At 52.2% G+C, this 13,231-nt stretch carries 11 protein-coding genes; all 11 read right to left on the bottom strand.

Features of this window, described 5'->3' with window-relative positions:
- Positions 1 to 62: 62 nt before the first annotated feature.
- The 11 genes from kdsB to serC all read right to left on the bottom strand — a co-directional run bounded on the left by kdsB (position 63) and on the right by serC (position 13,133).
- Positions 63 to 809, bottom strand: a complete 747-nt coding sequence (kdsB, locus tag HVZ52_RS14625; RefSeq protein WP_016152452.1) for a 3-deoxy-manno-octulosonate cytidylyltransferase — start codon at positions 807 to 809, stop codon at positions 63 to 65.
- Positions 806 to 988, bottom strand: a complete 183-nt coding sequence (gene ycaR / locus HVZ52_RS14630; RefSeq protein ID WP_003035793.1) for a protein YcaR — start codon at positions 986 to 988, stop codon at positions 806 to 808. The genes kdsB and ycaR overlap by 4 nt, the downstream gene beginning before the upstream one ends.
- Positions 989 to 1,039: 51 nt before the next feature.
- On the bottom strand, positions 1,040 to 2,272 hold the full coding sequence (locus HVZ52_RS14635) for a winged helix-turn-helix domain-containing protein (protein ID WP_049259787.1): 1,233 nt from the start codon (positions 2,270 to 2,272) through the stop codon (positions 1,040 to 1,042).
- A 41-nt stretch (positions 2,273 to 2,313) separates the two neighbouring features.
- Positions 2,314 to 3,291 (bottom strand): tetraacyldisaccharide 4'-kinase, encoded by a 978-nt coding sequence (gene lpxK, locus HVZ52_RS14640; RefSeq protein ID WP_016152450.1) that lies wholly within the window; start codon positions 3,289 to 3,291, stop codon positions 2,314 to 2,316.
- Complete coding sequence (msbA, locus tag HVZ52_RS14645) at positions 3,288 to 5,036, bottom strand: lipid A ABC transporter ATP-binding protein/permease MsbA (protein WP_049042995.1); 1,749 nt, start codon at positions 5,034 to 5,036, stop codon at positions 3,288 to 3,290. The genes lpxK and msbA overlap by 4 nt, the downstream gene beginning before the upstream one ends.
- A gap of 36 nt (positions 5,037 to 5,072) precedes the next feature.
- A complete protein-coding gene (locus HVZ52_RS14650; RefSeq protein WP_181598384.1) occupies positions 5,073 to 7,337 on the bottom strand; it encodes a ComEC family protein in 2,265 nt (754 codons plus the stop codon).
- 206 nt (positions 7,338 to 7,543) lie between these two features.
- Positions 7,544 to 7,828 (bottom strand): integration host factor subunit beta, encoded by a 285-nt coding sequence (ihfB, locus tag HVZ52_RS14655; protein WP_003035780.1) that lies wholly within the window; start codon positions 7,826 to 7,828, stop codon positions 7,544 to 7,546.
- A gap of 160 nt (positions 7,829 to 7,988) precedes the next feature.
- Entirely contained in the window at positions 7,989 to 9,662 is a 1,674-nt protein-coding gene (rpsA, locus tag HVZ52_RS14660) for a 30S ribosomal protein S1 (protein ID WP_003035776.1), read from the bottom strand.
- A gap of 113 nt (positions 9,663 to 9,775) precedes the next feature.
- Positions 9,776 to 10,459, bottom strand: coding sequence for a (d)CMP kinase (gene cmk, locus HVZ52_RS14665; protein WP_016152447.1), 684 nt, complete (start codon positions 10,457 to 10,459; stop codon positions 9,776 to 9,778).
- Positions 10,460 to 10,692: 233 nt separating this feature from the next.
- Entirely contained in the window at positions 10,693 to 11,976 is a 1,284-nt protein-coding gene (gene aroA, locus HVZ52_RS14670; RefSeq protein WP_181598385.1) for a 3-phosphoshikimate 1-carboxyvinyltransferase, read from the bottom strand.
- A 68-nt stretch (positions 11,977 to 12,044) separates the two neighbouring features.
- Positions 12,045 to 13,133, bottom strand: a complete 1,089-nt coding sequence (gene serC, locus HVZ52_RS14675; protein ID WP_137367140.1) for a 3-phosphoserine/phosphohydroxythreonine transaminase — start codon at positions 13,131 to 13,133, stop codon at positions 12,045 to 12,047.
- Between the last annotated feature and the right edge of the window lie 98 nt (positions 13,134 to 13,231).

Below are 13,231 nucleotides of genomic sequence, written 5' to 3' on the forward strand. Positions count from 1 at the left end.
GCGTAACGATACGACACTCCTCCCAAAAATTCGCGTCATCAGGGGGAGTGTCGTGAGAAAAACTAACGCATTTCGGCGCGAACGCGCTCAAGATCTTCGGCAGTGTCTACGCCGGTACCGGGTACTTCTTTTGCGACGGCAACATGAATTTTTTCGCCGTACCACAGCACACGTAGTTGCTCCAGCATTTCAATATGCTCAAGCGGGCTGGGCTGCCAGTTAACATAACGGCGGATAAAACCGGCGCGATAGCCGTAAATACCCAGATGTCGCAAGAAGGTGTCACCCACCGTTTCCAGGCTTTTAGCGAAACGGTCGCGATCCCACGGAATGGTCGCGCGTGAAAAATAGAGTGCATAACCTTCGGCGTCCAGAACGACTTTCACCGCATTCGGATTAAATGCCTCTTCCGCACTGTGAATCGGGGCAGCAAGGGTCGCCATACCGACCTGGCGCTGTGCCAGATTCTCAGCGACCTGGCGAATAATGACCGCCGGGATCATCGGCTCATCACCCTGTACGTTCACAATAACGGTATCATCGCTAAAGCCACATTTCTCGACGACTTCCGCCAGACGCTCCGTACCGGACTGGTGATCGGCTCGGGTCATGCATACTTCACCCCCTACCGCTTCTACCGCGCGAGCGACATCTTCGTGATCGGTCGCAACAATAATACGTTCAGCGCCAGATTCACGCGCACGCTCCAGCACATGCACGATCATCGGCTTGCCATTGATATCCAGCAGCGGCTTGCCCGGCAAACGTGTGGACGCATAACGCGCAGGAATAATGACCACAAAACTCATGATTTACTCTCATCAGCAGTCAGAACGCGAGCTTCGGTTTCCAGTAACACGGGAATGCCATCACGCAGTGGGAAAGCAAGGTTATCCAGTTTACAAATCAGTTCCTGTTTTTCCTGGTTAAACCAGAGTTTGCCATTGCATACCGGGCAGGCAATGATTTCAAGCAGACGATGATCCATAGTTCCTCCAGATGGACCGGATTGTGAATCCGTAAATATTAACATAATCGCTTACCGTGCTGGGTCTATTTCCCAACCATGGCGCGCATCAGCAAATAAACCTTCAGGATATCGTCCAAGCGTCACACGTGTTGCCTGCTGCCAGCGGGCAAAATCATCAATCGCCTGAAACAATCCTTTTTGCAGAGTAACCCCAGGTTTGACGCCATCCTGTAACCACAGCGAAATCACTTCCAGTACGCCCGTTTTGCGGTGCATTTTGGCATCCATCCGCCCAACTAACTGTCCGCGATGCAGCAGCGGCAGGACGAAATAACCATACTGACGTTTCGGTGCTGGCGTGTAACATTCGAGCCGATAGCTAAAATCGAATAGCTGCTCTGCCCGTTTACGATCCCAGACCACCGGATCAAAGGGTGATAATACTGCGCTATGCGTCGCCGTTAATTTACCCGTCAATGCCTGCTCCAGCAGCGGCTGAAGGTGGCTATGCAGCCACAGGGTTCCTAACCCTTCGACATCGACAGGAATAATCTGTTGCTGCTGTGCACGTACGTTGCACCAGTTTTTTAGCGCCGGACGCTTCAGGCGATAGTAGTCTGCCAGCCATTGTTCGCGAAAAATCCCCAAACTGCGGGCACTGTTATCCAGCATGAGGTTTTCAGCTTCTTCCTGTGAAAGCCGGTCGCGTTCATCATCCCAGTGCGGCATGACGCGATGGGTTAAATCATACACTCGCTGGAAATTACGCCGTTCCACCACCATCACTTTCCCGGCGGTGAACAGGCCTTCAAGATGACGCTTATGCGGTTTCCATGCCCACCAGCCGCTGGCCCCCTTGCGCAGATGCTCAAAATCGGCAGAGCGGACTGGTCCGTTATGCTGGATGTGCTGGAGCAGTTGCTCAATCTCATGCGCATGTTCTTTCATCCACTCCGCTTTATATTTCCAGCCCATTTTCTCCGGGGCCAGCATGCGGTGACGTATCAGCATAAAGTCGCTACGCGGCAAAAAGCAGGCCTCGTGCGCCCAGTATTCCATCAGTTCGCCCCGCTGCAATGCGTCATCCAGCCACTGGGGCGAATAATCACCCAACCGACTAAACAGCACCAGGTAAGGGCTGCGCGACACAATATTGATGGTATCGATTTGCAATAACGACATGCGCGAAATGGTAGCAAGAATATCTGCTGGGGTTGCCCGACGGCGTGTTTTTTTCAGCAGCCCTTGAGCGGCAAGGTGAAGATGACGGGCATCCGTCAAAGAAAGACGCGGCAACGACATTTATGGCCTCATAAATGATTCGCTGCCGCAGCGTGAATCAGTTAGCGAGTCAGCGAGATTAAGCTATCCAGCAACATATCAGGCCGATCGCCTGACAAATGAGCGTCAACAGGTAAATACCACCAGTTTTCATCGGCAAATGCACGGCACTTAACCGCATCTTTTTCCGTCATCACCAGCGTTTGCCCGGCGTCTGCAAACGCACTGACGTCACTGTAGGTCAGAGACTGATGGTCTGCCAGCGCAATACTTTTTTGCACGCTGGCACCGCATGCTTCCAGCGTGGCAAAAAAACGCGGTGGATGGCCAATGCCCGCCATGGCGACAATATTGGACAGCTGCGACACATCGCGGCGTTCACCCGTACGTAAATTAACGGCCAGCCCCGGTTCAAGTCGCATAGGGATTTCCCCTGGCTGCGCAACGCCACCGTTAACGATAGTCGCATCCACCGATTTAAGCCGGCCTGCGCGTTCCCGCATGGGACCCGCGGGAAGCCACCAGCCATTGCCAAACCGACGTTCTCCGTCAATAACCACGATTTCAACATCTCGCGCCAGACGGTAGTGCTGTAGCCCATCGTCCGTCACAATCATCTGCACATCGTGTTGGGCTAAAATGGCTTTGACCGCATCCGATCTTACCGGGGATACCGCTACGGGCACACCGGTACGTTGGGCGATCAGTACAGGTTCATCACCCGCTTCTGCCGTAGTGGTATCTGCGGTCAGTAACAGCGGGTAAGCAGCCGCTTTCCCGCCATAACCACGCGACACCACGCCCACGCGAATCCCACGTTGACGCAGTTGTTCAACCAGCCAAATCACCACTGGTGTTTTGCCATTGCCGCCCGCGGTCAGGTTTCCGACCACCACAACCGGGACTGGTGCACGCCACGCGCGTTTAATCCCAAGCTTGTAACATAAGCGGATCCCCCCACTCACCAGGCCATACAGCCAGGAGAGCGGGAGTAACAGTCGCCACAGCGGCGACTCACCAGACCAGATTCGAGCGATCATTGACCGAATTGCATTTTATGTAATTGTGCATACACCCCACGCTGCTCAATCAGCTCGCTATGGGTTCCACGCTCAACAATAATACCGTCTTCCACCACGATGATTTCATCCGCCTGTTCAATGGTAGAAAGGCGGTGAGCAATCACCAGGGAGGTACGGTTTTTCTGAAGCTCATCCAGAGCAGCCTGAATTGCGCGTTCAGACTCGGTATCGAGTGCCGACGTTGCTTCATCAAGGATCAGAATCGGACTGTCACGCAACAAGGCGCGGGCAATAGCGATACGCTGGCGCTGACCACCAGATAGCAGGACGCCGTTTTCGCCAATCACCGTATCCAGGCCATTGTCCATCTTATTGATGAAATCCATGGCGTAAGCCATTTTCGCCGCTTTTTCGATCTGCTCACGGCTGTACAAATCGGTACGCGCGTAGGCGATGTTGTTAGCAACCGTATCGTTAAACAGGTGCACATTCTGCGAAACCAACGCGACCTGATCGCGCAGGGATGCCAGGGTATATTCACGTAGATCGTGTCCGTCCATCAGAATCTGCCCTTCATCAATATCATAGAAGCGCGTGATCAAGCTGGCGATGGTGGATTTCCCTGAACCTGAACGGCCAACCAGGGCAACGGTTTTCCCCGCTGGAATATTCATGTTGATGTTGCGCAGCGCAGGTACTTCACGTCCTGGATAGGTGAATGTCACGTTGCGGAACTCGAGATTGCCGGTAGCACGTTCGATTTCGCGCGTACCTTCATCTTTTTCCTGCTCGCTATCCAGAATCGTAAATAAGGTCTGGCAGGCCGCCATACCGCGCTGGAACTGTGCGTTGACGTTGGTCAGCGATTTCAACGGACGCATCAGCGCGATCATTGACGAGAAGACAACCGTAATTGTCCCTGCAGTCAGGTTTTCCATTACGCTTGGGAAGCTAGCTGCATACAACACGAAGGCCAGAGCCAGAGACGCAATCAGTTGGATGATAGGATCGGAGATAGAAGAGGCGGAAACCATCTTCATGCCCTGCAAACGCATCTTATTGCTGACTTTATCAAAGCGCTTAGTTTCGACTTCCTGACCACCAAAAATCAGAACTTCTTTGTGGCCTTTCAGCATCTGCTCGGCACTGGTCGTAACCTGACCCATGGTGTTTTGCATATTTTTACTGATGCTACGAAAGCGCTTGGAAACTATACGAATCGCCACTGACACAATTGGCGCCAGTACAATCAGGATCAATGACAGCTGCCAGCTGTAATAGAACATCATGATAAACAGGCCAATAATTGAAGCCCCTTCACGTACCACGGTGATCAGCGCGCCGGAGGACGATGACGCGACCTGCTCTGAATCATAGGTAATACGTGACAACAGCGTACCTGTAGACTGCTTATCAAAATAGGAGACCGGCATGCCCATCATATGGCCAAACAGGCGGCGACGCATGGTCATGACCACTTTGCCTGATACCCATGAGATGCAGTAGCTGGAGACATAGCTGGTGAATCCGCGAAGAACCATTAGTCCAATGACCACCAGCGGCATCCACTGCAGCACCGAGCGATCCGTTTTACCAAAACCATCATCCAGTAATGGCTTAAGGAGCGATAGCATGAAGGTATCGCTGGCCGCGTTCAGGATTAACGCTATACCCGCCACGATCAGACCCGATTTAAAAGGCGCTATGGTTGGCCATAGTCGGCGAAACGTCTGCCACGTAGAGAGATCTTTATCGTTATGCATTCAAAAAACCAGCATTTGTTAGAATAGCCGCATATTCTACCCGTTATCCTCCGACACGCCAAACCACTGATGATACCAACGAGGTAAAATCTGATCCCGCAAGCTGTTTATTCGCCAGTTTTTTTGATAAAAAGCCAGCGTAATCTGCCCCTGGTGGGGTGTATCCAACCATTGATAATTTTGTTGCCGATAACGTTGCTTCACTTTCCTGGACGGGAGACGCCAGGCATTGTAACGGGATGCGGAGGCTAACGCGGCCTGCCCGCCGACCCGCTGAATCAGCGCCTGCGATGATGAGGTATTGCTACCATGATGTGGAACCTGTATCACCGTAGACTGCAGATGCTGCCAGTAGTGACTGAGCATTTTTTGTTCAGCGGGAGACTCAATATCTCCGGTCAGCAGAATACTCTGATGCCCGTCATCGACCTTAACCACGCAGGAGTGGTTATTCCCCAGATCTTTATTTCCACGCACGGGCCAATGCGCACTAAAGGTTAACCCTTGCCATTGCCAGCGCTCCCCGCGTAAACACGGGAGATGCCCTTCCCAACCTAATGGGCTTCTTATCCATAGCGACGGCCAGGCTTGCTGCAGCGAACGCAACCCGCCCCGGTGATCCATATGCTCATGGCTTAAAATAACGCCTTCTGGCTCCAGGTTGTGCCAACGTAGCCAGGGAATAATCAGCTGTTGCGCGCTATCGCCTTCAGGCCATGCCAGACCGGTATCGTAAAGAATCGCTTTCCCATTGCGCGAAATGACCATCGCCAGTCCCTGCCCGACGTCCAGCATATGCACTTGCCAGACATCAGTACGTAGCGTTCGCCAGAACGGGGCGCTCAGTAAAAGGAGCACAGTGACGCAAACTACCGGTATAGTTCGCCACGCGTTCAGCCGATATGCGATGAGCAGGAGTCCGGGTACAAATGCAAGCCATTGCCAACGTGCATCAATATTGATCCACCCTTCAGGCAGGCTCCTGAGCCCCCAAAATAATAGCGCGAGGGAGCGATCCGCTAAATACCATAGGTTCGACTCAACCATCGCCAGCCCGGTTAAATGCACGATCATGCCTGCTAATATCAATGGTACGGAAATAAACGTAACCAGCGGTACAGCAAACAAATTCGCCAGAAATGAGGTCAGGCTAAAACCGTGAAACATCGCGATTTGCACAGGCAGAAGCAGGAGCGTAATTCCCAATTGCAAATGAGCAAGCGCCAGAAATTGGCGTCCAACGCGAGACAGCGGCCAATCCGGCATCGGAACCCATTGATACCAGAACAGCAGCGCCGCAACGGCAAAAGCAGACAACCACAGACTTTGTGAAAGAACGGCGACAGGATCCACCACCAGAATGGCTGCCAGACAGCAGATCCACACCGACCATCCACTCCACTGCCTGCCGCTGAGTTTTAGCCCTCCCCAGACCAGTAGCGCAACAACCGTACGTAATGCCGGGGGCTGTAGCCCTGTTAACCAGGCATAGAATGTTGCGCAGACGATCCCGCCAACTAACGGAACCTGCCAGCAAATCCATCTGGTTGGCATAAAAAATTGCCCCGCGCGAATTAATCCTGCTGCCAGAAGTGCGGCAAATGCAATATGCAGCCCGGAGATAGCCATCAAATGGGCCGTACCGGTATCACGCATAATGGTTTTCACCGCTTGTGACACGGACAAGCGCTCCCCCATTCCCAGGCCCAGTATAACCTGCTGCCAGGGATAGTCAGCGAGCGCGCTTTTCAACGAGGAGAGATACCGCGAACGCAAACTGCATTGTTGTGTGATAACCGAAGCCTGCAAAAATCTTCCCGTCAGCAGCTGGTGCTGCGCCAATGCGTAACGCTGGCTATCAAACCCGCCCTCGTTCAATTGACCGTGTATAGCACGAACCTTCAACGTCATCGCCCATGTCTGGCCCGCACAAACGTTGCCGGGTAGGTACTGCCCATACAGAGTAATTCCGATAGCAGGAAATACCCGCTTCCCCTGCAGATGCGTGATCTGGCCGTAGTGCGTTGTCATATTATCGGTTCCGGTTATCCGCACGATGGCCTGCTGACTTTTTGCAGGCAGCGTATTACCGGCCCACAGCGCATCTTTCGCAGCCTGAACTCCCCAAAGAAAAAATAGCAGGGTTAATCCGGCGAAACGTACAGGGCTGTGAGAAATAAGACAGAGCAGAATTGCCAGACCAAATATAACGCCGATGCACAGCATGTCAGGTAACGCAGGTAATAGCATAAGCGGGAGAATGCCGAATAATGCACTCGTACTAACCGTTGTTATTTTCATCAGTCACCTCCCTGTAGCAGGAAGTGTGCAGTAATGTTCGACGGTTGTCTGGTGCCAATTTAGCGTTATACGGTATGCATTCCGCTAACATTTAGCGGCGCTTGTAACGTGCAAATTAACTGGGATGGAGATTCCAGGATGGGTTGGCAGAAATGAAAAAAGCACCCATGCGGGTGCTTTTCTCGGCGTTAAGTCTCGCTAAAAACTTAACCGTAAATATTGGCGCGATCGCGCAGTTCTTTACCTGGTTTAAAGTGCGGAACGTATTTTCCTTCCAGGTCCACTTTATCGCCGGTCTTCGGATTACGTCCGGTGCGCGGTGCGCGGTAATGCAAAGAGAAACTGCCGAAACCGCGGATTTCAATACGCTCGCCCTGCGCAAGAGTCGAGGCCATATGTTCCAGCATCTCTTTAACTGCATCTTCAACCGCTTTCGCGGGAATATGAGGTTGCTGGGTTGCAAGTCTTTCAATCAATTCTGACTTGGTCATGATTCCTCCGGTTCCTTAAAGGCATAATTAGCTGCTGCATTGATTAAGGGCGGCCTTAGCCGCCCTTTGTCATTGATTACAGGACGAATCCTGTAATCTGTCAAGCTACTCGTCGCCCTTTGTGCTGTTAACAGCACAAAGGATTTAGGAGCACTCGATATTACTCGCCTTTAGCTGCTTTGAAAGCTTCAGCCATTGCGTTGTTAGAGAAGTTAGCATCTTCCTGTTTGTTAACAGTTGCGATTGCATCTTTCTCATCAGCTTCGTCTTTAGCACGAACAGACAGGCTGATTGCGCGGTTCTTACGATCAACGCCGGTGAATTTAGCTTCAACGTCGTCGCCTACGCTCAGAACCAGAGTTGCATCTTCAACGCGGTCGCGGGAAGCTTCAGAAGCGCGCAGGTAACCTTCAACGCCGTCAGCCAGTTCTACGGTTGCGCCTTTAGCATCAACTGCAGTGACTTTACCGTTTACGATTGCGCCTTTCTTATTCAGTGCAACCCAGTTGTTGAACGGATCTTCTGCGAGCTGTTTAACGCCCAGAGAGATACGCTCACGCTCTGCGTCAACCTGCAGAACAACAGCTGCGATTTCGTCGCCTTTTTTGTATTCACGAACTGCTTCTTCGCCTGCAACGTTCCAGGAGATGTCAGACAGGTGAACCAGGCCGTCGATGCCGCCGTCCAGGCCGATGAAGATACCGAAGTCAGTGATAGACTTGATTTTACCTTCAACACGGTCGCCCTTGTTGTGGGTTTCCGCGAACTGCTGCCATGGGTTGTTTTTGCACTGCTTCAGACCCAGGGAGATACGACGACGTTCTTCGTCGATATCCAGAACCATAACTTCCACTACATCGCCAACGTTAACAACTTTGGACGGGTGGATGTTTTTGTTGGTCCAATCCATTTCGGAAACGTGAACCAGGCCTTCAACGCCTTCTTCGATTTCAACGAAGCAGCCGTAGTCGGTCAGGTTGGTCACGCGACCAGTCAGTTTGGTACCTTCCGGATAACGCTTAGCGATAGCTACCCATGGATCTTCGCCCAGCTGTTTCAGGCCCAGAGATACACGAGTACGCTCGCGGTCGAACTTCAGCACTTTAACAGTGATTTCGTCGCCAACGTTTACGATTTCGCTCGGATGCTTAACGCGTTTCCATGCCATGTCGGTGATGTGCAGCAGGCCGTCAACGCCACCCAGATCAACGAATGCACCGTAGTCAGTGAGGTTCTTAACGATACCTTTAACTTCCATGCCTTCCTGCAGGTTTTCCAGCAGCTGATCGCGTTCTGCGCTGTTTTCGGATTCGATAACGGCACGACGGGAAACAACAACGTTGTTACGCTTCTGATCCAGCTTGATTACTTTGAATTCAAGCTCTTTGCCTTCCAGGTGCAGCGTGTCGCGGACCGGACGAACGTCTACCAGGGAACCCGGCAGGAACGCGCGAATACCATTCAGCTCAACAGTGAAGCCACCCTTGACTTTGCCATTGATAACACCAGTAACGGTTGCAGCTTCTTCGTAAGCTTTTTCCAGCGTGATCCAAGCTTCGTGACGTTTAGCTTTTTCACGGGACAGCAGGGTTTCACCGAAGCCGTCTTCTACTGCATCCAGAGCAACGTCAACTTCGTCACCAACCTGGATTTCCAACTCGCCCTGGGCGTTTTTGAACTGCTCTGCCGGAATGGCGGACTCAGATTTCAGACCAGCGTCAACCAGTACTACGTCTTTGTCGATAGCAACAACAACACCACGAACGATGGAACCCGGACGGGTTTCGATTTCTTTTAAGGATTCTTCAAACAGTTGAGCAAAAGATTCAGTCATGTTTAATCTTCAGGTTTCATATTTAACGTCCACCTGGCTCCATGCCGGATGGGGTTGTTTAACATACCCGCTGTCAATCCATTGCAACGGGGGTACTGCAAATTCGGTCGCACTTAAGCGAGTGCCAGTTTTTGGCGCGCGTATTGTAACGCTTTTTCAATCACTTGCTCAATGCTTAATCGGGTTGAATCCAAAACTAAAGCATCAGCAGCGGGAACCAGCGGCGCTACAGCACGATTACGATCGCGGAAATCGCGTTCTTCGATCTCGGCCAAAAGGCGTTCAAAGTTAACACTAAAGCCCTTTTCCTGCAACTGTAGCATACGTCTATGCGCACGTTCTTGCGAGGAGGCGTCCAGGAAAATTTTCACTGGTGCATCCGGGAACACCACGGTCCCCATGTCTCGTCCGTCGGCAATCAGGCCGGGCGCTTCACGAAACGCGCGTTGACGACGTAACAGCGCTTCGCGTACGCGAGGAAACGCAGCGACCTGAGATGCGGCATTCGCTACTTCCTGGGTGCGGATTTCGCCGCTGACATCTTCACCTTCCAGAATGACTTCCAGGTTGCCGTCCGTTGAGATAAAACGCACATCCAGGTGTGAGGCAAGCGGTACCAGAGCATCTTCAGATGTGACATCCACATGGTGATGCAACGCTGCGAGCGCCAGTACGCGGTAGATCGCGCCTGAATCTAACAGATGCCATTGCAATGCTTCCGCCATTGCCTTGCACAAGGTGCCTTTTCCTGCACCACTTGGGCCATCAATGGTAATAACCGGGGCAATTGCCGTCATCTTTTTCTCCTTAAACGGGCATACGTTAACGTGAACGCCGCGCATTATACGCGCCAACGCTAATAATCGTTAACACAGAGTGTAAAAACCCGATTAGTCTGTAACGATGTGAGGAAGAATTGCGCAATTATAGCGGGCTGGCGAGAAACCAGCCCGGAAGATGACACTGATTTACTTTTTATCTGCAGCGATGCGCTCACGAATATGCGGAGCGCGATCGTCAGATGTGAGGATCAGGCAGGTATACTAATACGCGCCAGCTGTTCGAAATAATCCGGGAAGGTTTTGGCGGTACATTTAGGGTCCAGAATGGTCACCGGCGTGTCAGACAACGCCACCAGCGAGAAACACATCGCCATGCGGTGATCGTTGTATGTCGCGATCTCCGCAAACTGTAACGTCGCCGGTGGTGTGACACGAATATAGTCTTCGCCCTCTTCAACGATCGCGCCCACTTTACGCAACTCAGTCGCCATCGCGAACAGGCGGTCGGTCTCTTTGACGCGCCAGTTGTAGATGTTACGTAAGGTCGTGGTGCCTTTAGCGAACAGCGCTGCCGCGGCAATGGTCATCGCCGCATCGGGAATATGGTTCATATCCATGTCTACCGCGTTCAGCTCACCGTGAGTACAGGCAATAAAGTCATCGCCCCAGGTAATGGTCGCCCCCATTTTTTCCAGCACATCAGCAAAGCGGATATCACCCTGCATACTGTTGCGGCCAATCCCGGTGACTTTTACAGTACCGCCTTTAATGGCTCCTGCTGCGAGAAAATAGGAAGCGGAAGAAGCATCGCCTTCAACCAGATATGCACCCGGTGACTGATACTGCTGCTGACCCTGCACAATAAAGCGCTGGTAGTTCTGATTCTCAATTTCAACACCAAACGTTTTCATCAGGTTCAGTGTGATATCAATGTAAGGTTTAGATACCAGCTCGCCTTTAATGGCGATCGTCGTATCCTGCGGCGCCAGTGGCGCAGTCATCAGCAGCGCAGTCAGGAACTGGCTGGATACGCTGCCGTCTACCTCAACCTGTCCCCCGGTAAAGCCACCGCGCAGACGTAAAGGTGGATAGTTTTCTTGCTCCAGGTATTCAATGTTGGCTCCGCCCTGGCGTAACGCATCAACCAGATGGCCAATCGGGCGCTCTTTCATGCGCGGCTCGCCTGTCAACACGATGTCATTACTGCCCAGACACAGCGCAGCGGCCAGTGGGCGCATTGCGGTTCCGGCATTGCCAAGGAACAGTTCTACTGCGCCTTCGGCATGCAGCGCGCCGCCATTGCCGATAATCTCGCAACGCGTACGGTCGGCAGAAAGGGTATAGCTAATTCCTAACGCATTCAGAGCATTAAGCATATGGCGGACATCATCGCTGTCCAGCAGGTTGGTCAGGACAGTGGTGCCATTTGCTAATGCAGCCAGCAGCAAAGCGCGGTTAGAAACACTTTTGGATCCAGGCAGATTGATGGTGCCATCCACCCGCGCAATGGGTTGTAACGTCAGGGATTCCATGAAACTCGACTCTCAAAAACAGACATAAAAACCCCACAGACTGGCTGTGGGGATGAAAATACAGCAGATTAACCGCGGCGGCGCTCGAAATCGACCATGAAATCGGTCAGCGCTTTTACACCTTCTAGCGGCATTGCATTGTAGATGGACGCGCGCATACCACCGACCACACGGTGCCCTTTCAACGCGTGCAGACCCGCAGCGAAAGACTCTTCCAGGAAGAGTTTATCCAGTGCGCTGTCAGCAAGCTGGAACGGTACGTTCATGCGTGAACGGTTCGATTTTGCCACGTCGTTACGGTAGAAATCGCTGTTATCAATTACGCCGTACAGCAGTTGCGCTTTTTGCTGGTTAATTTTATCCATCGCGTTAACACCGCCCTGCTCTTTCAGCCATTTAAAGACCAGGCCAGACAGATACCAGGCAAAGGTTGGCGGCGTGTTGAACATGGAGTCGTTGTCATTCAGCACGGTATAGTCGAGGATTGACGGGCATGACACATGAGCCTTACCCAGCAAATCTTCACGTACGATGACAATGGTCAGCCCGGCCGGGCCGATGTTTTTCTGCGCCCCGGCATAAATTACGCCATAACGGCTCACGTCAAGCGGTGCAGAAAGAATGGTAGAGGACAGATCCGCCGTAACCACCACATTGCTGGCAAAATTCGGCGTTTCATCGATCGCAATGCCATCAATGGTTTCATTCGGGCAATAGTGCAAATACGCCGCGTTGTCAGAAAGCTGCCATTCGCTCATTGGCTTAACAGCACGCAGTCCGTCAACGGTGACTTTGGCGTCGATAACGTTTGGCGTACAGTATTTTTTCGCTTCTTTAATTGCGCTGGCGGCCCAATAACCGGCATCAACGTAATCCGCCGTGGTTTTGTCACCCAGAATATTTAACGGGATACCCGCAAACTGCCCGCGCCCACCGCCATGGCAGAACAACACTTTATAGTTGGAGGGGATGCTGAGAAGATCGCGAAAATCCTGCTCCGCTTCCTCTGCGACCTGGATGAATTCTTTGCCACGGTGGCTAATTTCCATCACCGACGTGCCAAGACCGTTCCAGTCGCGAAGATCCTGTTGAGCCAGTTTAAGTACTTCTGCCGGTAACATTGCCGGACCTGAACTAAAATTGAAGACCTGAGCCATTTCCCCTCACCACGTTGTGTTGTTGTCCAATCAACATCCTGTCATTGGCGATAATCCGGTGACAGACATTGGTATAAGTTATTCCTGTGGATATCGGT

The organism is Citrobacter sp. RHB36-C18 (assembly GCF_013814485.1).
GTDB classification, from domain to species: Bacteria; Pseudomonadota; Gammaproteobacteria; order Enterobacterales; family Enterobacteriaceae; genus Citrobacter; species Citrobacter braakii.

Coding starts and splice junctions, on each gene's coding strand:
- lpxK (WP_016152450.1), bottom strand. CDS start 3,291: ATGATCGCTCGAATCTGGTCTGGTGAGTCGCCGCTGTGGCGACTGTTA.
- ycaR (WP_003035793.1), bottom strand. CDS start 988: ATGGATCATCGTCTGCTTGAAATCATTGCCTGCCCGGTATGCAATGGC.
- serC (WP_137367140.1), bottom strand. CDS start 13,133: ATGGCTCAGGTCTTCAATTTTAGTTCAGGTCCGGCAATGTTACCGGCA.
- rpsA (WP_003035776.1), bottom strand. CDS start 9,662: ATGACTGAATCTTTTGCTCAACTGTTTGAAGAATCCTTAAAAGAAATC.
- aroA (WP_181598385.1), bottom strand. CDS start 11,976: ATGGAATCCCTGACGTTACAACCCATTGCGCGGGTGGATGGCACCATC.
- HVZ52_RS14635 (WP_049259787.1), bottom strand. CDS start 2,272: ATGTCGTTGCCGCGTCTTTCTTTGACGGATGCCCGTCATCTTCACCTT.
- kdsB (WP_016152452.1), bottom strand. CDS start 809: ATGAGTTTTGTGGTCATTATTCCTGCGCGTTATGCGTCCACACGTTTG.
- msbA (WP_049042995.1), bottom strand. CDS start 5,036: ATGCATAACGATAAAGATCTCTCTACGTGGCAGACGTTTCGCCGACTA.
- ihfB (WP_003035780.1), bottom strand. CDS start 7,828: ATGACCAAGTCAGAATTGATTGAAAGACTTGCAACCCAGCAACCTCAT.
- cmk (WP_016152447.1), bottom strand. CDS start 10,459: ATGACGGCAATTGCCCCGGTTATTACCATTGATGGCCCAAGTGGTGCA.
- HVZ52_RS14650 (WP_181598384.1), bottom strand. CDS start 7,337: ATGAAAATAACAACGGTTAGTACGAGTGCATTATTCGGCATTCTCCCG.